The organism is Bradyrhizobium sp. UFLA05-112 (assembly GCF_053572325.1).
In genome coordinates this window covers 94,264-115,705 of sequence record NZ_JBANBK010000013.1, presented here as the reverse complement: position 1 = coordinate 115,705, position 21,442 = coordinate 94,264, and the positions used below count along the sequence as shown (strand labels likewise).

The 21,442-nt window shown below is 63.8% G+C and carries 17 protein-coding genes; 12 read left to right on the top strand and 5 right to left on the bottom strand.

The window, feature by feature from the left end; genetic code table 11:
• Nucleotides 1-15: 15 nt before the first annotated feature.
• Together SO180_RS10580 and SO180_RS10575 are read right to left on the bottom strand one after the other, a co-directional pair.
• Nucleotides 16-1,062 carry an amidohydrolase family protein gene (locus tag SO180_RS10580; RefSeq protein WP_449378749.1) on the bottom strand — a complete coding sequence of 349 codons (1,047 nt, stop codon included), beginning with the start codon at nt 1,060-1,062 and terminating at the stop codon, nt 16-18.
• Nucleotides 1,059-1,733 carry an RraA family protein gene (locus tag SO180_RS10575; protein ID WP_449378748.1) on the bottom strand — a complete coding sequence of 225 codons (675 nt, stop codon included), beginning with the start codon at nt 1,731-1,733 and terminating at the stop codon, nt 1,059-1,061. Before SO180_RS10575 ends, SO180_RS10580 begins: the two co-directional genes overlap by 4 nt.
• A gap of 137 nt (nt 1,734-1,870) precedes the next feature.
• On the opposite strand from SO180_RS10575, the gene SO180_RS10570 reads away from it, so the two are divergent.
• Both SO180_RS10570 and SO180_RS10565 read left to right on the top strand, forming a co-directional pair.
• Entirely contained in the window at nt 1,871-2,884 is a 1,014-nt protein-coding gene (locus tag SO180_RS10570) for an ABC transporter substrate-binding protein (RefSeq protein WP_449378747.1), read from the top strand.
• A gap of 180 nt (nt 2,885-3,064) precedes the next feature.
• The gene (locus tag SO180_RS10565; protein WP_449378746.1) at nt 3,065-4,018 is read left to right on the top strand and encodes a Bug family tripartite tricarboxylate transporter substrate binding protein; all 954 of its coding nucleotides are present in this window, start codon (nt 3,065-3,067) and stop codon (nt 4,016-4,018) included.
• Nucleotides 4,019-4,196: 178 nt separating this feature from the next.
• Here the strand turns inward: SO180_RS10565 and SO180_RS10560 are convergent, their stop codons facing one another.
• The 3 genes from SO180_RS10560 to SO180_RS10550 are packed head-to-tail and all read right to left on the bottom strand — an operon-like array spanning nt 4,197 to nt 6,548.
• Nucleotides 4,197-4,436, bottom strand: coding sequence for a type 2 periplasmic-binding domain-containing protein (locus tag SO180_RS10560; RefSeq protein WP_449378745.1), 240 nt, complete (start codon nt 4,434-4,436; stop codon nt 4,197-4,199).
• A 37-nt stretch (nt 4,437-4,473) separates the two neighbouring features.
• Nucleotides 4,474-5,886 (bottom strand): sensor histidine kinase, encoded by a 1,413-nt coding sequence (locus tag SO180_RS10555; RefSeq protein WP_449378744.1) that lies wholly within the window; start codon nt 5,884-5,886, stop codon nt 4,474-4,476.
• Nucleotides 5,883-6,548: a response regulator gene (locus SO180_RS10550; protein WP_449378743.1), complete on the bottom strand. Its 666-nt coding sequence runs from the start codon at nt 6,546-6,548 to the stop codon at nt 5,883-5,885. Before SO180_RS10550 ends, SO180_RS10555 begins: the two co-directional genes overlap by 4 nt.
• Nucleotides 6,549-6,640: 92 nt before the next feature.
• Between SO180_RS10550 and SO180_RS10545 the strand changes: the two genes are divergently transcribed.
• The 10 genes from SO180_RS10545 (at nt 6,641) to SO180_RS10500 (ending at nt 21,439) form a co-directional block, all read left to right on the top strand.
• Nucleotides 6,641-7,729 carry an ABC transporter substrate-binding protein gene (locus SO180_RS10545; RefSeq protein WP_449378742.1) on the top strand — a complete coding sequence of 363 codons (1,089 nt, stop codon included), beginning with the start codon at nt 6,641-6,643 and terminating at the stop codon, nt 7,727-7,729.
• Nucleotides 7,730-7,966: 237 nt separating this feature from the next.
• The gene (locus tag SO180_RS10540; protein WP_449378741.1) at nt 7,967-9,289 is read left to right on the top strand and encodes a 2-hydroxycarboxylate transporter family protein; all 1,323 of its coding nucleotides are present in this window, start codon (nt 7,967-7,969) and stop codon (nt 9,287-9,289) included.
• 64 nt (nt 9,290-9,353) lie between these two features.
• Nucleotides 9,354-12,050 (top strand): aconitate hydratase AcnA, encoded by a 2,697-nt coding sequence (gene acnA, locus SO180_RS10535; protein ID WP_449378740.1) that lies wholly within the window; start codon nt 9,354-9,356, stop codon nt 12,048-12,050.
• A 45-nt stretch (nt 12,051-12,095) separates the two neighbouring features.
• On the top strand, nt 12,096-13,121 hold the full coding sequence (locus SO180_RS10530; protein WP_449378739.1) for an isocitrate/isopropylmalate dehydrogenase family protein: 1,026 nt from the start codon (nt 12,096-12,098) through the stop codon (nt 13,119-13,121).
• 320 nt (nt 13,122-13,441) lie between these two features.
• Nucleotides 13,442-15,094 (top strand): acetolactate synthase large subunit, encoded by a 1,653-nt coding sequence (locus SO180_RS10525; protein WP_449378738.1) that lies wholly within the window; start codon nt 13,442-13,444, stop codon nt 15,092-15,094.
• A 10-nt stretch (nt 15,095-15,104) separates the two neighbouring features.
• Nucleotides 15,105-16,490 carry an aldehyde dehydrogenase family protein gene (locus SO180_RS10520; RefSeq protein WP_449378777.1) on the top strand — a complete coding sequence of 462 codons (1,386 nt, stop codon included), beginning with the start codon at nt 15,105-15,107 and terminating at the stop codon, nt 16,488-16,490.
• A 35-nt stretch (nt 16,491-16,525) separates the two neighbouring features.
• The gene (locus SO180_RS10515) at nt 16,526-17,716 is read left to right on the top strand and encodes an iron-containing alcohol dehydrogenase (protein WP_449378776.1); all 1,191 of its coding nucleotides are present in this window, start codon (nt 16,526-16,528) and stop codon (nt 17,714-17,716) included.
• Nucleotides 17,709-18,371 carry a poly(R)-hydroxyalkanoic acid synthase subunit PhaE gene (locus SO180_RS10510; protein WP_449378737.1) on the top strand — a complete coding sequence of 221 codons (663 nt, stop codon included), beginning with the start codon at nt 17,709-17,711 and terminating at the stop codon, nt 18,369-18,371. The genes SO180_RS10515 and SO180_RS10510 overlap by 8 nt, the downstream gene beginning before the upstream one ends.
• Nucleotides 18,368-19,459 carry a class III poly(R)-hydroxyalkanoic acid synthase subunit PhaC gene (gene phaC, locus SO180_RS10505; protein WP_449378736.1) on the top strand — a complete coding sequence of 364 codons (1,092 nt, stop codon included), beginning with the start codon at nt 18,368-18,370 and terminating at the stop codon, nt 19,457-19,459. Before SO180_RS10510 ends, phaC begins: the two co-directional genes overlap by 4 nt.
• A 21-nt stretch (nt 19,460-19,480) precedes the next feature.
• Nucleotides 19,481-21,439, top strand: a complete 1,959-nt coding sequence (locus tag SO180_RS10500; protein WP_449378735.1) for an acyl CoA:acetate/3-ketoacid CoA transferase — start codon at nt 19,481-19,483, stop codon at nt 21,437-21,439.
• Nucleotides 21,440-21,442 lie beyond the last annotated feature (3 nt).

Sequence of the window (21,442 nt, the reverse complement as noted above, 5' to 3'; positions counted from 1 at the left end):
TCGACCTCCTTGTTGTTAGAGTTCGAGATCCACGGCGGGAAGACCATAGGTTCGCACCGCCGTGCCGCAGAACAGTTCGTGCCGTTCCGACGGCGTCAACTCCCTCGTCATCACCTTGAATGCATTCCAGAGCGACACATAGCTGACCATGCCCTTGTCGACCGGGAAATTGCTCTCGAACATGCAGCGTGAGGGTCCGAACAGTTCAATCGCGGTCATTACATAGGGGGCCCATGCCTGGGCGAGCGCGGTCGATGATGGTGGCTCGGGCTGCTCGTGAAAATCAAATCCACCGATGCGCATTGCAAGTCCGCCGAGCTTGACGATGACGTTGGGAAGCTCGGCGAGCAGCTTCAGGTCCGCGGACCATTCCGCAAACACCCCTTCGCGGCGATTCCGATAACGGCCGATCCCCAGCGGACCTCCGAGATGGTCGAGCACGATCAGGGTATCGGGACAGGACCGCGCCAGCTCGGCGAACTCGGCGAGCTGGGTATGATAGGCCCACACGTCCAGGGTCAGGCGATATGAGGGCAGGCGGCATGCGCCCGCCATGAACTGTGGATGCGTGAGCAGGCCAGGTTTCGGCGGTACCGGATTTGAGACGATGTCGGCATCGGCATGCCAGGCGGTTTGGTTGCGGATGCCGCGAAACCGGTCGCCGCCGGCCCGACACAACACATCCAGCACGGCGTCGACGCGGTCCCCCAGCATCAAATCGGCAAAGCCGACGATGGCGGCGCAGGCCCGGACGCGGCCATACAACCCGCAGGCCGCCTGTGCGGCAATACCGTTGGCGAATTCTACCTCGCCTATGGGTTGGAGGTCCGCTGGCAGGCCCGCGCGATACATCGATCGGCTCTGGACGAAGACGGTGGCGCGGATGTCGTGCCCGCTTCGCGTGTCCGCCAGCAACTCGTCGAACAGATATCGCTGCCCCGGCCGGTCCCATAGATGGTGATGGGCATCGACGATCGGTAACTCAGGCTCGATGGCCTGTTCTCGGCAGAGCGCCAGCCAGTCCGGTCGCACCGGAACGTGCGGCGCTGCCGCCGTGCTCACGACTCGATCTCGCATCCCAGCCGCTTGAGGGCGGCATCGATCCAGCTGCGATCACTGCGACCTTCGGCGATCGCAACCATTTGATTTTCTTCGGCCGCGTGCTTGGCGGCAGCGGCCGCATGGATCGTTTCCGTGTGGTCGAAGGGCACGCAGAGCAGCCCGTCATTGTCGCCGATCACGAGGTCGCCCGGCTCGATCACCATGCCGTCGATGGCAATCGGGACGTTGATTTCACCAGGACCGTCCTTGTACGGGCCGCGATGGCTGATACCGGCTGCGAACATCGGAAAATCATGCTCGGCAATCCAGGCGGAGTCGCGCACGGCGCCGTTGATGACGAAGCCGGCGAGTCCACGTTTTTGAGCGTGCGAGATCATCATTTCGCCGATCAGCGCATTGGTGAGATCGCCGCCGCCGTCAACCACGATCACGTCGCCTGGTGCCGCGATGTCGATCGCCTTGTGGATCATCAGGTTGTCGCCCGGCCGGGTCTTCACGGTCACGGCGGGTCCGGTCATCACGCCGCTGCGATGCAGCGGTCGCAGGCGCGACCCACCGGCCGTCATGCGTGACATGGAGTCGCTGATATTGGCGACAGGTATGGTGCGGAACCGCTCGACGACGTCGGCACTCACGGCGCGGCGACGCTTCAAAATCCGAAATCCAATCATGAGCTTATCCTCCCTTTATGTTGAGCGCGGCTCCAAGGAATTGGATTTCTCGCGCCTCCGCGTGCCCCGTTGACTCGCGAACGCGAGCCGGGTAGCTAATTTGAAACGGCGTTTCAAAAATAACATTTGGAGGAAAGATGCAAGCCTTCTTTTCGCGGCGGGCGTTGATGGGCGGAGCCGCCATGGTCGCGGCGGCGGGCTGGACATCCGCAAGGGCCGCCGGCGCCAAAGCGGTCACCATCGCAATTCAATATGGCTACGCCTATTTGCCGGTCATCATCGCCGACCGGCAGGGACTCTTTGCGAAGCATATTGCGGCTGCGAGGGCCGTCGACGTCACGGTGAAGATCCAGAAGATCAGCGGCGCACCCGCGATCAACGACGCTCTGATCAGCGGTTCCATCGATATCGGCGCCTACGGCCTGCCGGGCATGCTGATCGCGGCGGAAAAGACCCGCAGCTCGATCGACATTCGCGGTCTGGCGGCGCTCGTTGCCGGCGACAACGGGCTTTACACCAACAAGCCCGAGGTCAAATCGCTTGCCGACTTCAAGTCGACCGACCGCATCGCCGTCACCTCGACGACCGGGCAACAGGGCCTGCTGATGCGAATGGCGGCCGAGAAGGCTTTTGGCGAAGGGCACGCCCGGCGCCTTGACACCATGATGATCCAATTGCCCCATCCCGATGCGACTGCCGGCCTTGTCACCGGCGGCACCATCAGCGGCTATGCAGCGCCGCATCCCTATAGCGACATCGTCGAGAAGAGTCCGTCGGTTCATCGGCTGTTCTTTTTCTCGGAGTATCTGGGCGAGAAGGTCACGAGCGGCTTGCTCGCGACCACGGGCGGATTCGTGAAGAAGAACCCGGAGGTCGCCGCGGCCATCGTCGCGGCAATCGACGAGGCCGGTGCATTCATCAAAGCCAATCCACGGCAGGCTGCCGAGATATCGCTCGACGCGGAGAAGACATCGCTCTCCCTCGACGAAACCGAACTGATGCTGAAGTCTGTTACGGGCGAATGGGGCGTGCAGCCGCAGGGCGTGATGAGCTTCGGAACATTCATGGCCAGGGCAGGGCTTTTGAAAGCGGCGCCGACCAAGTGGCAGGACGTTTTCTTTCCACCTGTCTCGGGAGGAAGCGGGAGCTGAGCGGCCGCGGGGGGCGACTCATGGGGCCCCCGTACGGAAGACTGTCGTCGTGCATCTTAACCGTGGGGCGGCGGAGTCGCTCAGATAAGAAATCGGGGACAAGAGGCGCTCATGGCCATTGATTGCGACCCCTATCCGAACACGAGAGACGTCGACAAGCATGGGCAAACGCGACGGAGCGTGATCCTGGCGGCTTTGTTGTCGCCGATCGCGCTGGCCGCTAACGCCGAGCCGAACTGGCCTTCAAAGCTGATAACCTACGTCGTCCCTTATCCTCCTGGAGGGACGACCGACATCCTCGCGCGCACGACGGCGCAGGGACTCTCGGACATTTTCGGTGTTCCCGTCATCGTGGAAAACAAGCCGGGTGCCACGGGCACAATTGGTGGAGCCTTCGTTGCCCGCGCGGCGCCGGACGGTTACACGCTGCTGGGTACTTCCATCGGGCCTCAGACCATTGTGCCGCATCTGATGCGTCAGCTCCCGTACGAGCCGAGCAAGGCGTACGAGCCGATCGTGCTGGTCGGCACGGTCGCTCACCTGCTCGTGGTCCCGGCGAGCAGTCCATATCTCTCGGTGCAGGACATTGTCGCGGCAGCCAAGGAAAAGCCCGACCTGATCTCGTTCGCATCGGGAGGGATCGGAACAATCCTCCAGATGCAGGGAGAATTTCTACGCTTGCAGGCGAGCGTGAATATGCTCCACGTACCTTACAAGGGCGACGCGCCGGCCATGCAGGACGTCATGGGAGGGCAGGTCACTTTCGCCTTCCTTCCCGTTTCAGCTGCGTTGCCGCAGGTGCAGGCGGGCGCACTCAGGGCCCTTGCCGTGACGTCGGCGCATCGGCTGCAAGATTTGCCCAAGGTCCCGATCATGACCGAGTTGGGTTTCAAGGACTTCGTCGTTGAACAATGGCAGGGAATCTACGCGCCGGCCGGTACGCCGGCGGCCATCGTGCAACGATTGAACGAGGCGATCAACCGCATCTTGAAAGAACCCGCCGTCATGTCACGCTTCGACAAGCTCGGCGTGACGATTGTCGGCGGCGCGCCTGACGTGCTCGCGCGGCAGCAGGCTGCAGATTATGAGCGGTGGGGCCAAGTCATCAAAGCCGCCAACATCAAGCTCGAATGAAGGCTTGCTGATGCCCATTCATCATGAAGATATTATCGCCAGCCCGCAGGTATCGCGGTTGCCGGTCGAGCCGCAATTGTGTGTCATCAACGTTCGTAAAGCCGTATCGCTCATCGGGAGCACCGTCGGATTGTTGTTGCTGCTCCGCCTATCGCGACACAGCCCCAAATCTCGAGTTTCAGGACTTGATCGACAAAATCCTTTGCGACAGTCCGATGCCGTGAAACTTCCTGAAGATGTCGTCGAGCCGACCGTTCGCGAGATTGGTCCGAACCCAGTCGTTGACGAAGTCCTCGAGCGAAGTATCGTCTTTGCGCATACCGATGCCGACGTCGAACTCTGCAATGGTGAATTTCGGCTCGATCTGTCTTGCCGGATTCTGTTTGGCGACCTGTACGATGACCGCTGGTTCCTGCACGACAATGTCCACTTGTCCGCCGGCGAAGGCCGTCTGGTCAGGGCATTGGGCCGGCGGGGAAGGTCACGGTAACGGACAGGCCGCAGCCGTCGATATTGTCCGCCAATTCGATCGCGCCGCGACACTGTCGCAGCAAGGTTCGGACGATGGATAGCCCGAGCCCGGAACCAGCCGGACGATCGGCCGCTGGAACACGATAAAAGCGGTCGAATACCCTTTCCCGATGCTCGACGACTATGCCGGGCCCGTCGTCGGCGATCTTCACCGCATATCCGTCGCTGAGTGCGAGCACGCTGACGACGACCGAACCGCCTTCTCGATTGTACCTGATCGCGTTGTCGATCAGGTTGGTCAGTATGTCGTGCAGTATTGAGGAATCTATGCTGACGAGCGCGCATTCAACGGCGGGATCAAATGCCAGATCGACGTTCTTTGCTGCCGCAAATGGCGCCATCATTCCAACTGCCTCGCTCGCGCTTGCAACGAGATTGGCTGGCGTGGCATGAACGCCGGGTTCAGTGACAGCGGCCTGCTCGGCGCGGGCCATCGCGATGAGCTGGGCGACCAGCCGATCGAGATGTTTGGTAGATCGTTCGATCTCGGCTATCGTGTCGACGTTGTCCGGCAAGTGTCCCCCATCACGTTGCAGCAGCGCCAAATGGACTCGCAGTGACGCGAGCGGCGTCTTCATCTGGTGCGACGCGTCGGCTATGAAATCACGGATCAGTTGGATCGCGGCCTCGAGCCGCGCGAAGAGCTCATTCATTGCCCGAACGGGCGGATGCGCCTCATGGGGAATGTTCTCGAGCTCCAGCCGGCGGAGACCTGTTCCGGCGCCGAATTGCCGGGAGTCGATCTCACGTCCGAGATCCACAAGCGGCGCAAGTCCGCGACGGACCGCAAACCATCCCAGCGCCGCGGCTGTCGCGATGATACCGATTTCCAGCACGATGAGAGGGAGGAGAAGCTCGCGTTTCGCCGCGGTCCGCGCCTTCGTTGTCTCGGCAACTTGGACCAGGACCGGCGATGGCTTGCCATAGGTGGCCTGAGTCGTGGCCGCAACGCGAACCGATGCGCCTTTGTAGTGAGCATCGAAATGCTTGATGGTGCCGACCGGGATGGTGGCCGGATCAGCCCGCGGCAAGTCCTGGTAGCCGGTGACTGGCGTCTGCTCGTACGAAACGCTGTAGTAGACGCTGTCGTTAGCTCGCGTTTCGAGCATTCCAAGAGCGACTTGTGGAAGATCGACGGAGATCTCTCCGTCTTCCACGGCAATCCGCTCGGCGATGGCTTTCACCGAGCCGTCGAGTACACGGTCGTAGGCCGTTTCGATGGTCTGATTGATGAGCACCAGGCCGGCAAGAGCAAGGGCAGCAGCCAACGCGCTGGTTGGAATAAGCAGGTTGAGCAGAAGCGCGCGGCGCAGCGACGGTGCGCGTTTCGGTGTCACCTGTCCTCCATGAGATAGCCGAGACCTCGGACCGTCTTGATCATGGGGCCGTCGGGAGCAAGTTTCTGCCGCAACCGAGCGATGTAGAGTTCAATCGCGTTCGGGGCTACGGGCTCGTCGAAGCCGAAGACCTCGGAAATCAGGCGATCCTTCCGCACGAGCCGGCCGGCATGTGACATCAGGATTTCGAGTACGGTGACTTCACGCCGGCGCAGAACCAGTGGCTTGCCGGCCAGCGTCGCCGTTGCACAAGAGGTCTCGAGCATCAGGGCCCCGCATTTCAGGACCGGATCGAGACGACCCTTGCCGCGCCGCACCAATGCCTTGACCCGCGCCTCGAACTCGTCGAGGTCGAACGGCTTGGTGAGATAGTCGTCGGCCCCGAGATTGAAGCACCTGACCTTGTCCTTGATTTCCCCGAGCGCGGTGAGAATCAGAATCGGCACTTCGCAGCCATTGCTGCGCAGCCTGCGAAGCACCTCCTGCCCCGGCAAATCCGGCAGGCCAAGATCGAGTATGATGAGCGAATATGCCTCGGACGGGGCAATCTCGATGGCCCCCGAACCGCTCGCCTCGTGATCGACGGCGACGCCGCTTTGCGTCAGGGCCTTCTTGAGGCCCTTCACCAGCGACATGTCATCCTCAACGATCAGGATACGCAAGACGACGAACCTCGGGCAGGGGTGGGGGGCGTTGCCAAGTGGCACAATGTAAGTTCAGATGCATCCCGAGGTCAAAAGATTGCGCACCATCGATGAGAACACGCCATCACGCGTCGCCGCTAGACCGTCTGCTCGTCGGCCTCCGGGTGTCTGCGGCATGGTTCCTGCTGTGCGCCGCAGCTCTCGCCGGGGATACCGGCTCGGACGGAAAGGTTGGCTCCGGCGATACGCGGGCCCGTCTGGTGGTCAAGGCTACCACCGACGTCGCAGAGGCGAGCGAGCTCGTTGCCGAGTTCATGAAGCTCAATCCCGAAGTTCGCGTTCAGTACTCCAAGATCTCGTCCACCGAGCTGTACGACGAGATCGCGAAGCCTTCCGGGCAGGTTGTCGATGTCGCCTGGAGCTCAGCGATGGATCTCCAGATCAAGCTTGCCAATGACGGATATGCGTCCGAATACCGTTCCACGGAGATCGAGGGCATCCCGGGTTGGGCCCGATGGAAGGATCGCGCTTACGGCATTACGGCCGAGCCGGTTGTGATCGTCTTCAACAAGCGGTTGCTTCGAGGCAACCTGGTGCCGAAGGACCACGCAGAACTGTCGCGTCTGCTGATAGATCATCCGGCGGTGTTCCACGGGAAGATCGCGACCTACGATCCCGAACTCAGCGGAACGGGCCTGCTGTTCTTGAGCCAGGACGTGCGCGTCACCGCCGAGACATGGAAGCTCGTGACGACGATGGGGCAGTCGGGGGTCAAGCTCTACACCTCATCTGCAGCGATGATCGATCGCGTGAGTGCCGGCGAGCTCGTCTTGGCCTATAACGTCCTCGGCTCATACGCGCTTGAGCGCGCCAAGCGTGAGCCGGACCTGGGTGTCATCTTTCCGAGCGATTACACGCTGCTGTTGTCACGAATTGCGCTCATCCCGCGATCTGCGGAGCAGCCCGAACTGGCCAGGCGCTTCGTCGATTTCCTGTTGTCGCGCGCCGGCCAGACATTGTTGGCCCGACATTCCCTTGGATCGGTTCGTGAGGACATGAAGCCGGCGATTCCGGGCTTCGTGGATGCAGAAAAAGCCCTTCGGCCGATAGCATTGAGCATCGACCTGCTGACATATCAGGACCAGGCAAAGCGCCGTCGATTCCTCAGGGATTGGAAAGGCGCGCTGAGCGAGCATTGAGCGGGCGGCCCTGCGTGACAGGTTGCTGACAGGTTCGGCGACATATCCTGCCCTCAACAAGAAGACACGGAAAACCCTCGCACCGCGCCCACGATTGTGGAGCGTGGGCGAACGACTACTCCTTGCGAACATAAAAACATTGGGAGGAATACGAGCATGTCAGCGCAGGACGCAGACGGTATCGTTCCGCATCGCGGGAGAGAAGCGGGATCGGAACATCTTAACTCGGCGAATGCCGTGAGCCGGTTCTGGCCCGAAGGATGGTGGCGGCTGACGGACATCCGGATCGGGATCATCCCGATTCCGATTTATCTCCTTCTCATCGTTCTCGTCGGTGCGCTGGTCTATACTGGCGAGATCAAGTCGGACGGACCGACCATGATCGCGGTGCTTGTGCTTGGCGGCTTCACCTGCGCCGAGATCGGCAAGCGATTGCCGGTGCTGCGCAGCATAGGCGCCGGCGCAATCTTCGCCACCTTCATTCCCTCGGCGCTGGCGTTCTATCACTGGATCCCGCCGCAGGTCGAGAAGTCGATCATCGACTTCACCAAGTCGACCAACTTCCTCTACCTCTTCATCGCCTCGATCATCGTCGGCAGTATCTTCGCGATGGATCGCGAGGTCCTGATCCGCGGCTTCCTGAAGATCTTCATACCGCTCGTCGTCGGCTCGATCGCCGCGGCGATCGTCGGTACCGTGGTCGGCACCGCGCTCGGCCTCGGAGCAAAACACACCTTCTTCTATGTCGTGGTGCCGATCATGGCCGGCGGCGTCGGCGAGGGCGCCATCCCGCTGTCGATCGGCTATGCTGCATTGACCGGCGTGCCGCAGGGCGAGGTGTTCGCCGAGGTCCTTCCGCCGGTGATGCTGGGCAGCCTGACCGCGATCCTGCTGTCCGGCGCGCTCAACTTCGTCGGCAAGAAATATCCGCATCTGACCGGCGAAGGCCGGCTGCAGCCGCATGGCGAGGACGAGCTCGACGTCCACGCCGTGCACGAGGAAGGCGGCAACGAGCAGGGCGTCGGACATGTCGGCGTCAGCACGATCGCAGCCGCAGGCTTGACCGCGATCACACTCTATCTGCTCGGCGTTCTCTGTCATCACCTGTTCGGATTGCCGGCGCCGGTGGCGATGCTGTTCCTGGCAGTGCTCGCCAAGCTCAGCCGCGCGGTATCCCCGGAGCTGCAGCAGGGCGGAATGGTGGTCTACGAATTCGTCCGCACCAACATGACCTATCCGCTGCTGTTCGCGATCGGTGTCGCCCTGACGCCATGGGACAAGCTGGTCGCGGCGTTCCACTTCGCCAACATCATCACCATCGCGTCGACGGTGGTCACGATCATGGCGACCGGCTTTGCCGTCGGTCGCTTCATGAACATGTACCCGATCGAGACCGCGATCGTGAACGCCTGCCACAGCGGTCAAGGCGGCACCGGCGACGTCGCGATCCTCACTGCCGCAAACCGCATGCAGTTGATGCCGTTCGCGCAGATCGCGACCCGCATCGGCGGCGCGGTCACCGTCACCTTGGTGCTGATCATCATGGGCTACATGAAATGATCGCGCAGCCGAGCATTGCAGGGGTCTCCCTTAAAAATCATCCGCGCAAGAGGATCGACCGTCCATGAGCAGTCTCGACAGTTTTAAATGCCGCATGACACTGGTCGTCGGCGGGCAGGCCTACACCTATTTCTCGCTGCCGGACGCCGAGAAGAACGGCCTTGCCGGCATCTCTCGCCTGCCGTTCTCGCTGAAGGTGCTGCTGGAGAATCTGCTGCGGTTCGAGGACGGCCAGTCGGTGACGCGCGCCAACATCGAGGCGCTCGCGCGCTGGACCGAAGACCGCGGATCAGCCGGGGCCGAGATCGGCTTTCGGCCGGCGCGCGTGCTGATGCAGGATTTCACCGGCGTCCCCGCCGTGGTCGATCTCGCGGCGATGCGTGACGGCATGGAGAAGCTCGGCGGCGATCCCGCGAAGATCAATCCGTTGGTGCCGGTCGACCTCGTGATCGACCATTCCGTCGTGGTCGATCATTTCGGCAATGCGCAGGCGCTGCACGACAACGTCACCCGCGAATATGAGCAGAACGGTGAGCGCTACAATTTCCTGAAATGGGGACAGGGTGCGTTCGCCAATTTCCGCGTGGTGCCGCCCGGTACCGGCATCTGCCATCAGGTCAATCTCGAATATCTGGCGCAGACGGTGTGGACCGCCGAGCGCGACGGCAAGACCTTCGCCTATCCGGACACGCTGGTCGGCACCGACAGCCACACCACCATGGCCAATGGTTTGGCCGTGCTCGGCTGGGGTGTCGGCGGCATCGAGGCCGAAGCCGCGATGCTCGGCCAGCCGCTGTCGATGCTGGTGCCGCAGGTGATCGGTTTCAAGCTGTCCGGCAAGCTCCGCGAGGGCGTACTGGCGACCGACCTCGTGCTCACCGTCACTCAGATGCTGCGCAAGAAGGGCGTGGTCGGCAAATTCGTGGAGTTCTACGGGCCCGGCCTCGATCACATGACCTTGGCCGACCGCGCCACCATTTCCAACATGGCGCCGGAATATGGCGCAACATGCGGCTTCTTCCCGGTCGACCGGGAGACGCTGAACTATCTCAATCTCTCCGGCCGCGCGAGCGACCGCATCGCACTGGTGGAGGCCTATGCCAAGGCGCAGGGCCTGTTCCGGACGCCAGGCATGGCGGATCCGGTGTTCACCGACACGCTGGAGCTCAATCTCGAAGAGGTCGTGCCCTCGCTCGCAGGACCGAAGCGCCCCGAGGGCCGGCTTGGCCTGTCCGTCGCCAAAACGAACTTCGTCACCGCGCTCGAGGGCGAGTACAGCAAGCAGGGCCAGGCCGAAAGGCAGTTCGCCGTCGAAGGCAAGGATTTCAAGCTCGGCCACGGCCATGTCGTCATCGCGGCGATCACCTCCTGCACCAATACCTCCAACCCGTCGGTGCTGATCGGCGCCGGGCTTCTGGCGCGCAATGCGGTGCGCAAGGGCCTCACCGTGAAGCCCTGGGTCAAGACCTCGCTCGCGCCGGGCTCGCAGGTGGTGGCGGAGTATCTTGCGAAGTCCGGACTGCAGGCGGACCTCGACGCTCTCGGCTTCTATCTCGTGGGCTTCGGCTGCACGACCTGTATCGGCAATTCCGGGCCGCTGCAGAAGGAGATTTCCAAATCGATTAACGACAATGGTGTGATCGGCGCAGCCGTGCTCTCCGGCAACCGCAACTTCGAAGGCCGCATCTCGCCTGACGTGCAGGCAAACTATCTCGCATCGCCACCGCTCGTGGTGGCCTACGCGCTCGCCGGCTCCCTCCAGGTCGATCTCGTCAATGAGCCCCTCGGCAAGAACCCTGACGGCCTGCCTGTTTACCTCGAGGACATCTGGCCGTCGAATGCCGAGATCGAACAGTTCATCCGCGACAATGTCACGCGTACGATGTTCGAGACCAAGTATGCCGACGTGTTCGAGGGCGATGCCAACTGGAAGGCGGTCAAGGTCGCGACCGACCTGACCTACCGCTGGAACATGTCGTCGACCTACGTGCAGAACCCGCCTTACTTTGAAAGCATCACCATGAAGCCCGCGCCGACCGGCGACATCGTCGGCGCGCGCATCCTCGGTCTGTTCGGCGACAAGATCACGACCGACCACATCTCGCCGGCGGGCTCGATCAAGCTATCGTCGCCGGCAGGAGAGTTCCTGCGCGGCCGCCAGGTCCGGCAGGAGGATTTCAATCAATACGGCACGCGGCGCGGCAATCACGAGGTGATGGTGCGCGGCACCTTCGCCAACATCCGCATCAAGAATTTTGCCGTGACGGGCGAGGGTGGCGCGACGCCGGAAGGCGGCTGGGCCGTGCATCAGCCGTCCGGCGAGCGGATGTCGATCTTCGATGCGGCGATGCGCTACGAGCGTGACAAGGTCCCGCTGGTCGTGTTCGCCGGCGTCGAATATGGCAACGGCTCCTCGCGCGACTGGGCGGCAAAGGGTACCAAACTGCTTGGCGTCCGTGCGGTGATCGCGCAAAGCTTCGAGCGCATCCATCGCTCCAACCTGGTGGGCATGGGCATCCTGCCGTTTGTCTTTGATGAAGGCACGTCATGGAAGAGCCTCGGCCTGACCGGCGCCGAGCAGGTCTCGATCAGGGGGCTCACCGACATCACACCGGGCCAGCGCATCACGATCGACATCGCGATGGCGGACGGCACGGCGAAGCAGGTCCCGCTGACCTGCCGCATCGATACGCTCGACGAGCTCAACTACTACAAGCACGGCGGCATCCTGCCTTACGTGCTGCGCCAGCTTGCGGCGTGACGCGCCGCCGGTCTCTCAGGCAAGATCAAGACAGAGGAAATGAAGATGGCAGGCAAAATTCCGGCGACATTGATACCCGGTGACGGGATCGGTCCCGAGATCACGGCAGCGGTGACGCGCATTCTCGATGCGCTGGGTTCGCCGTTCGAGTGGGACGTGCAGCAGGGCGGCATGGCCGGGATCGAGAGCGCCGGCGATCCGCTGCCGGGAGCTCTGGTCGACAGCATCCGCCGCACCAAGCTTGCATTGAAGGGGCCGTTGACGACGCCGGTGGGTGGCGGCTTCCGCTCGGTCAACGTCCGCCTGCGCGAGGAGTTCGGGCTGTACGCCAATCTGCGTCCAGTGAAGACGATGGTGCCCGGCGGTCGCTACGAGGACATCGACCTCGTCCTGATCCGCGAGAACATCGAAGGCCTCTATGTGGCGTTCGAGCACTTCATCGCCGTCGGTGACGATCCGCACGCGGTTGCGATCTCCTCGGGCGTCAACACGCACGCGGAGGCACGGCGCATCGTCCGCTTCGCGTTTGAATACGCGCTCGCGCACGGCCGCAAGAAGGTCACCGTGGTGCACAAGGCCAACGTGCTGAAGGCGCTGACCGGGCTGTTCCTGCAAGCCGGCCGCGAGATCGCCAAAGAATATGAGGGGCGGATCGCGATGGATGACCGCATTGTCGATGCCTGCGCCATGCAGCTCGTGATGAACCCGTGGCAGTTCGACGTCATCGTCACGACCAATCTGTTCGGCGATATCCTGTCCGATCAGATGTCTGGCCTCGTCGGCGGGCTGGGCATGGCGCCCGGCGCCAATATTGGCGAGAAGGCCGCGATCTTCGAGGCGGTGCACGGCTCGGCACCTGATATCGCCGGGAAGGGGATTGCCAATCCGCTCGCTCTGCTGCTCGCGGCCGGGTTGATGCTCAAGCACGTCGCCAGGGACGATCTTGCGACGCGGCTCCGCGCGGCGATCGAGCAGACGCTGCAGGTCGACAATGTTCGCACCGCCGATCTCGGCGGCAAGGTCTCGACGGCGGATTTTGCGGGCGCGGTGATCAAGCGCCTGGTGACCTGATTCTGCAAAGGCGGGGAATGGAATGTGGTGAAGCGCTCTGAGCCATTGATCGTCACGGGAGCATGAGGCGGCCGTTCGGATCGCTGGTCACCAGGCCAGCACATCTCCGATCGGTGGGTTATCAGGCGAACTCCCGGCCCGGCAGTCTCGCTATCTGAGACGGAAGGCCTTCGAGCTTTATGACGGTCCACCCTGCAATTGGCAGGACTGTCGTCCCGCATCGTATAGTTCGGCAGGAAACAAGAAACTGAAAGCCGATGGAAGAGAAGCCTGGCGCGATTACGTGGTGCACTGCGGTGCTCGGCAACAAGGAGAGGAAGATGACGAAGGGCTCTGACCTGTTGGTCGCAGCATTGGAACATGAGGGCGTTGACCGGATTTTCGGCGTGCCGGGGGAGGAAAATCTCGACGTCGTCGAGTCGCTCCGGAATTCGAAGATCCAGCTGATCTTGACCCGCCATGAGCAGGCGGCGGCGTTCATGGCGGCGACGCATGGCCGGCTGACGGGACGGCCCGGCGTGTGCATCTCGACGCTCGGTCCGGGCGCGCTGAACTTCTCGACCGGCGCGGCCTATGCGCATCTTGGCGCGATGCCGATGGTGATGATCACCGGCCAGAAGGCGATCATGAGCAGCCGTCAGGCGCGCTTCCAGATCGTCGACGTGGTCGCGTCGATGAAGCCGCTCACAAAACTGTCCCGGCAGATCGTCAGCGCCGCCAGCATTCCGACATTGGTGCGCGATGCCTTCCGTGTCGCGATGGAGGAGCGTCCGGGCCCGGTCCTGCTCGAGCTCCCTGAGGACATCGCTGGCGACGAGGTCGAGCCGGTGCCGATGGTGCCGATCCACCCGATCGAGATTCCGGTGGCGCATCGCGCAGCCCTGGACCGCGCGGCCGAGATGATCCTGACAGCGAAGAAGCCGCTGATCATGCTGGCCGCGGCCGCCAGCCGGCCACGCTCGACCTTCGGCATCGCCGGCTTCGTGCGGCGGACCGGGATTCCCTTCTTCACGACCCAGATGGGCAAGGGCACCGTGCCCGGCGGCACCAGCCTTTACATGGGCACGGCTGCGCTGTCCGAACGCGACTATGTGCATGAGGCGATCGACCAGGCCGATCTGATCATCGCCATCGGCCACGACACCGTGGAGAAGCCGCCCTTCATCATGGGCCCGAAGGGGCCGCAGGTGATCCATGTCAGCTATACGCCGGCAACGGTGGAACAAGTGTATTTCCCGCATGCCGAGGTGGTGGGCGACGTCGGCCCGAGCCTCGAGCTGCTCGCCGATCGGCTCGAAGGCCGGCTGCCGAACGCCAGGGCGCTGCTGCCGCTGCGCGAAGGCATTCTCGGCCGGATCTCCGACCGCGCCACGGAAAGCCGCTGGCCGGTGACGCCGCAGCGGCTGGTGCACGACATCCGCCAGGTGATCCCCGAGAACGGCATCGTCGCGCTCGACAACGGCATGTACAAGATCTGGTTCGCGCGCAATTACCGGACCTATGTCGCCAACACGCTGCTGCTCGACAACGCGCTCGCCACCATGGGCGCCGGCCTGCCGTCGGCGATGATGGCGGCGATGCTCTATCCGGACCGCCGGGTGATGGCGATCTGCGGCGACGGCGGCTTCATGATGAACAGCCAGGAGCTGGAGACCGCGGTCCGCCTCAAGCTCAACCTGGTCGTGCTGATCCTCAACGACGGTGCCTACGGCATGATCCGCTGGAAGCAGGCGGTCGACAATTTCCCGGACTTCGGCCTCTCCTTTGGCAATCCCGACTTCGTCCGCTATGCGGAGTCCTACGGCGCCAAGGGCTCGCGCGTCACCTCGGTGGACGGGCTGCTGCCGACGCTGGAAGCGGCCTTCAAGGGCGGCGGCGTCCATCTCGTCGATGTGGCCATCGACTATTCCGAGAACACGCGCGTGCTGGTCGATGAGCTGCGCAACCGCAAGCTCGGCGTTGAGCCGTCCTGACGAGAGAATGATGCTACAGGTTGTACAAGCGTTCGACCGGGTCGCCTTTGCCGAGGTCCCGGTCGACGATGTCGAGGCAATGGAAGCCAAGCTTGGGGCGGCGGTGCGCGTCCTCGGCGATCGCGACGGCTGGTTGGCGCCGCATGCGCGCATTGCGGTGCTGCGGCGGGCTGCCGGTCTTCTGGACGGACGGCGGGACCAATTCGCGCGCCAGATCGCGCGCGAAGGCGGCAAGCCGCTGACGGACGCGATCATCGAGGTGACGCGGGCCATCGACGGCCTGCACTGCGCCGCCGACGAGCTCCGGGCCTTTGCCGGACGCGAGATCCCGATGGGACTGACGGCGGCCTCCGCCAAGCGCTGGGCCTTCACGACGCGCGAGCCGATCGGTGTCGTGTTCGCGATCTCCGCCTTCAACCATCCGCTCAATCTGATCGTGCACCAGGTGGCGCCGGCCGTCGCGGTCGGCTGTCCCGTCATCGTCAAGCCGGCGAGCGCGACGCCGCTGAGCTGCCGTGATTTCGTCGCGCTGCTGCATGAGGCCGGCCTGCCGGAGGCCTGGTGCCAGACCTTCATGCCGCGCGGCAACGCGCTTGCCGAACAGCTCGCCTGCGATCCCCGCATCAGCTTCCTGAGCTTCATCGGCTCGGCCAGCGTCGGCTGGCGGCTGCACAGCAAGCTCGCGCATGGCACCCGTTCGGCGCTCGAGCATGGCGGCGTGGCACCCGCGATCGTCGATCGCAGCGCCGATCTCGATCGCATCATCGAGCCGCTGGTGAAGGGCGGCTTCTACCATGCCGGCCAGGTCTGCGTGTCGACCCAGCGCATCTTCGTGCACGAAGCCATCTTCAAGACCTTCACCGAGCGCCTGGTCGCCCGTGTCGCCAAGCTGCGGACCGGCGATCCGACCTTGCTGGAGACCGAGGTCGGGCCCCTGATCAATCCCAAGGAGGTCGACCGCATCACCGACTGGATCGGTGAGGCGGTGGCGGCCGGCGCGCAGCGGGCGATCGGCGGTGAGCGGCTGTCGGCCACCACGATGCAGCCGACGGTCCTGCTGGAGCCGCCGGCCGACGCAAGGGTGTCGCGCGAGGAGGTGTTCGGTCCGGCCGTGTGCGTCTATCGTTACGCGCATCTGGACCAGGCGATCGCGCAGGCGAATTCGCTGCGGGTACCGTTCCAGGCCTGCGTGTTCAGCGAGGACATCGACGTCGCGCTGCGCGCCAGCGAGCGGCTCGATGCGTCGGCGGTCATGATCAACGACCCCACCACGTTCCGGACCGACTGGATGCCGTTCGCCGGACGGCGCGAGGCGGGCTACGGCGTCGGTGGCATCCCCTACACCATGCGCGACATGACACAGGAAAAGATGGTGGTGCTGCATCGGCGAGCGTGAGTCCGGGCACCATTGAGAAGAGGAGAGGGAACATGATCGGAAAATTCACCTTCCAGTCGCCGTCGAACATCCTGTTCGAGCCGGGTGCCTCGCGGAAGATCGACGAACTCGTCGCCAGCTATGGTGCCCGCCGCGTCATGCTGGTGACCGACAAGGGCGTGCGCGGCGTAGGCCTGACCAAGGGCGCCGAGGATTCGCTGGCCGAAGCCGGGATCGAGGTCAGCGTGTTCGACGACGTCGTCGCCGATCCGCCCTCCCATGTCGTCGAAGCGGCGGTCGCGGCCTGCCAGGCGGGCAACATCGAGCTCGTACTCTCGATCGGTGGCGGCAGCGCGCTCGATACCGCAAAGCTCGTCGCCTACCTCGCCAAGACGCCGGATCGCCTGGATGACATCTATGGCGTCGGGCTGGCCAAAGGAAAGCGCCTGCCGCTGCTGCTGGTGCCGACCACGGCCGGCACCGGCTCCGAGGTGACGCCGATCGCGATCGTCACCACGCCGACCACGGAGAAGAAGGGCGTGGTCTCGCCGGTCCTGATCCCGGACTGGGCGATCCTCGATCCCGAACTGACGCTGGGCCTGCCGGCGGCCGTCACCGCGGCGACCGGCATCGACGCCATGGTGCACGCCATCGAGGCCTACACCAGCAAGGTCAAGAAGAACCCGATGTCAGACCAGCTCGCGCGGCAGGCGCTGGCGCTGCTGTCGGCCAATGTGCGTCGCGTCTGCGAGAATGGCAAAGACCTCGAGGCCCGCTCGCAGATGCTGCTGGGCTCGATGCTCGCCGGCATGGCGTTTGCGAATGCTCCCGTGGCAGCCGTTCACGCGCTGGCCTATCCGATCGGCGCGATCTTCCACGTGCCCCATGGTTTGTCGAATGCGCTCGTGCTGCGGCATGTGCTCGAGTTCAACCTGGCAGCGGCCGAGCCGCTCTATGCGGAGCTGGCCGAGATCGTGAAGCCCGGCCTACGCGGCAGTCAGGCGGAGAAGGCGCGGGCCTTCATCGACGAGATGGCCTCGATCGGTCGCGACTGCAAGGTGCCGCCCTCGCTCGCCGACGTCGGGATCGGCCGCGACGATCTGAAGAAGCTTGCCGAGGATGCGATGAAGCAGACGCGCCTCCTGGTCAACAATCCCAGGGAGCTGACGCTGGACGATGCCTACGCGATCTACAGCGCGGCCTTCGACGACGGCAGCAACCGCTATGTGCAGGCCTCCCATGGCTGAGGAGAGCCAGGCCAATCCGTTTGGGCCGCTCGCCGCGCAATGGATGGAATCCTGGCGCGCGATGGCCGGCGTCACCGCCGGAATCGGCGAGACCTGGTCGAGCTCGATGCTGCCCTTCATCATGAAGCGCGCCGCCGAGAGCGGTTTTGGCATGACCGCCGGCAATGACCTCGCTGAAGCCATTGAGCGGATGGCGAAGGGGCCGCGACTTGCCGACGTGCTGGATTTCGACCGCAAGCTCGCGCATCTGACGGCGGCCTGGAGCGACCTGCAAGGCAAGCTCGCGGCCTATCAAGTGGTGGCCGCAAAACCCTGGATGCGCGCGGCGGAGCAGTTCAGCGCAAGGCAACCGGATGGAAAGGCCAAGGACGCCGGCTGGCGCGAGCATCTTGGGGCCTGGAACGAGCTTGCCAATGAGGAGCTGATCGCCAACCAGCGCACCGAGGAGTTTCTGGTCGCGCAGAAGCAATTGCTGCAGGCCGCGACCGAATACCGAGCGCGGCAATCCGAGATCGCCGACACCATCGCTGCCGTGCTGGGCATCCCGACCCAGCGCGACTTCGACGAGGTGACGCGCCAGCTCACCGAGCTCAGGCGTGAGGTGCGGGCGCTGGAGCGGCGCTTGGGTGAAGCGGGATCGCGGGGAGAGGCATGAGCAGCGACCAGCCAAACGGGACCGGCCCGTTCGCCGAGATGACCGACAAGCTGCTGAAGGCCGGTAAGCTGTTGTCGACCATCAGGGACGATGACGTCGATGTCGGCGCGACGCCGAAGACGCTCATCATGCGCCGCGACAAGGTCGAGCTGTTTCGCTACGCCCCCATCGCCGAGCAGAAGGTCAGGACGCCGGTGCTGCTGGCCTATGGCCTGATCGGCCGCTACACCATGGCCGACCTGCAGGAGGACCGCTCGCTGGTCCGCAGCCTGCTGCGCCAGGGGCTGGATCTCTGGCTGGTCGATTGGGGCCAGCCCAACCGCACCGAGCGCTGGCTGACGATTGACGATTACGTTGACGACTACATCCACGCCGCGGTGGAGCGGGTCTGCCGCGAGACTGGCCATGACCGGATCACGCTGCTCGGCATCTGCGAAGGCGGGGTGTTCACGACCTGTTATGCCGCGCTGCATCCGGACAAGGTCAAGGGTCTGGTGCTGACGATCACGCCGATCGACTTCCATGCCGACCGCGACGATCCCGACACCCATCACGGCTTCCTCAACCTTTGGACCCGCAGCCTCGATCGTGCAGACGTCGACAAGCTCGTCGATACCTATGGCGGGCTGCCCGGCGAGTTCATGAGCTCGGTGTTCTCCCTGATGACGCCGATGCGCTCGCTGACCAAATACAACGTCGACCTGATCGACGTCCTCGACGACGAAGCCAGGCTGATGAACTTCCTGCGGATGGAGAAGTGGCTTGCCGACCGGCCGGCCCATCCGGGCGAGGCCGCCAAGCAGTGGCTCAAGGACCTCTACCAGGACAACAAGCTGGTGAAGGGCGAGTTCGTCCTGTCGGGACGGCGCGTCGATCTTTCGAAGCTCACCGCGCCGGTGCTCAACGTGTTTGCGCTGAACGACCACATCATCCCGCCGACCTGCTCGCGCGCGCTCGGTGAGCATGTCGGCACCAAGGATTATTCGGAGATCGAGCTGCCCGGCGGCCATGTCGGCCTGTTCGTGTCGAGCAAGTCGCAGGGATCGCTGAGCAAGGGCATATCGGCGTGGCTGGCAGCCAGGGACTAGCGCGATGACCCGGGAACTCGCATGATGAGCAAAGACAAGATCGTTTCCGCCGACGAGGCTGTCGCCATCATCCGCGATCGCGACACGGTCTGCACATCCGGCTTCGTCGGCATCGGCACCCCCGACGAGCTCCTGATCGCGCTGGAGAAGCGGTTTCGCGAGACCCGCCATCCGTCGGATCTGACGCTGATGTTCGCCGCCGCGCCCGGCGATGCCGCCGACCGCGGCCTCAATCGGCTCGCCCATGACGGTCTTCTGAAGCGCGTGGTCGGCGGTCACTGGGCGCTGGTACCCAAGCTCGGTGAGCTCGCGCTCGCCAACCGGATCGAGGCCTATAATCTGCCGCTCGGCTGCATCTCCCATCTCTATCGCAACATCGCCGCGCGCGGTCCCGGCGTGATCTCCAAGGTGGGTCTGAAGACCTTCGTCGATCCGCGCCTGCAGGGCGGCAAGCTCAACGAGAGCACCACCGAAGACCTCGTCGAATTGATGCGGATCAATGACGAGGAGTGGCTGCGCTACAAGTCCTTTCCGGTCAACGTGGCGCTGCTGCGCGGCACCACGGCCGATCCGGCCGGAAACATCACCATGGAGCGCGAGGCGTTGACGCTGGACAATCTGGCGATGGCCATGGCGGCGAAGAATTCGCGCGGCTTCGTCATCGTCCAGGTCGAACGCATCGCGGCGAGCAACTCGCTCAACCCGCGCGAGGTGCAGATACCCGGCATCCTGGTCGACTGCGTCGTCGTCGCCGACCCCACCAATCACGTCCAGACCTACGGCGCGACCTACAGCCACGCCTTCTCCGGCCGCCAGCGCGTGCCGATGGACCGCGTCAAGCCGCTGGAGCTCGACGAGCGCAAGATCATCGCGCGGCGCTGCGCCTTCGAGCTGCCGCCGGGCGGCGTCGTCAATCTCGGCATCGGCATGCCCGAGGGCGTCGCCGCGGTTGCCGCCGAAGAGCACATGTTGAAATTCCTGACCCTGACCGCCGAGCCCGGCATCATCGGCGGCATGCCGCAGGGCGGGCTCAATTTCGGCACCGCGCTCAATCCGGACGCGGTGATCCACCAGAACCAGCAGTTCGACTTCTATGACGGCGGCGGGCTCGATCTGGCCTGCCTCGGCATGGCGCAGGTGGATGGCGCGGGCAATGTCAATGTCAGCCGCTTCGGCGCGCGGCTTGCCGGCGCCGGCGGCTTCATCAACATCTCGCAGAGCTCGAAGAAGCTGGTGTTCGCGGGCACCTTCACCAGCGGCGGCCTGAAGGTCGCGGTCGAGGACGGCGCGCTGCACGTCCTGCGCGAAGGCTCCGCGAAGAAGTTCATCTCCGCGGTCGAGCAGATCACCTTCAGCGGCGAGCATGCCGCCGAGACCGGCCAGCCGGTGTTCTATGTCACCGAGCGCTGCGTGCTGCAGCGGACGCCGGTCGGCGTCGAGCTGATCGAGGTGGCGCCCGGCATCGACATCGACCGCGACATTCTCGGTCAGATGGATTTCGAGCCGCAGATCCGCAACGTGCGCCCGATGGACCCGCGCATCTTCCGTGAGGGACCGATGGGGCTCGCCCACATGCTGCTCGGCCGGGGTCTCGCCGACCGTATCGGCTATGATGCCGAGCGCAACACGCTGTTCGTCAATTTCGAGGGCTTTGACGTCAGGACCGTCGAGGACGTCGATCTGGTCCGGCGCGAGGTCGAGCGCGCCTGTCGCGCCGTCGGCAAGCCGGTGGCGCTGGTCGCAAACTACGACGGCTTCCATCTGGAGCCGAGCGTCAGTGACACCTATTTCTCGATGATCGCTTATCTCGAGCAGCGTTACTACAGCTCGGCCTCGCGCTACACCACCAGCGCCTTCATGCGCCTGAAGCTGGGCGAAGGGCTCGCCGAGCGCCACGTCGCCCCGCACATCTTCGAGACGCAGGCCGAAGCACAGCGCTTTGCACGCTCTCAAGCATCGATCGATCCAGCGAACAGGTAGAAT

Excerpts from the sequence above, each read along its gene's own strand:
- SO180_RS10575 (WP_449378748.1), bottom strand. The coding sequence starts at position 1,733 with ATGATTGGATTTCGGATTTTGAAGCGTCGCCGCGCCGTGAGTGCCGAC.
- SO180_RS10570 (WP_449378747.1), top strand. The coding sequence starts at position 1,871 with ATGCAAGCCTTCTTTTCGCGGCGGGCGTTGATGGGCGGAGCCGCCATG.
- SO180_RS10545 (WP_449378742.1), top strand. The coding sequence starts at position 6,641 with ATGAGAACACGCCATCACGCGTCGCCGCTAGACCGTCTGCTCGTCGGC.
- acnA (WP_449378740.1), top strand. The coding sequence starts at position 9,354 with ATGAGCAGTCTCGACAGTTTTAAATGCCGCATGACACTGGTCGTCGGC.
- SO180_RS10530 (WP_449378739.1), top strand. The coding sequence starts at position 12,096 with ATGGCAGGCAAAATTCCGGCGACATTGATACCCGGTGACGGGATCGGT.
- SO180_RS10525 (WP_449378738.1), top strand. The coding sequence starts at position 13,442 with ATGACGAAGGGCTCTGACCTGTTGGTCGCAGCATTGGAACATGAGGGC.
- SO180_RS10520 (WP_449378777.1), top strand. The coding sequence starts at position 15,105 with ATGCTACAGGTTGTACAAGCGTTCGACCGGGTCGCCTTTGCCGAGGTC.
- SO180_RS10510 (WP_449378737.1), top strand. The coding sequence starts at position 17,709 with ATGGCTGAGGAGAGCCAGGCCAATCCGTTTGGGCCGCTCGCCGCGCAA.
- phaC (WP_449378736.1), top strand. The coding sequence starts at position 18,368 with ATGAGCAGCGACCAGCCAAACGGGACCGGCCCGTTCGCCGAGATGACC.
- SO180_RS10500 (WP_449378735.1), top strand. The coding sequence starts at position 19,481 with ATGATGAGCAAAGACAAGATCGTTTCCGCCGACGAGGCTGTCGCCATC.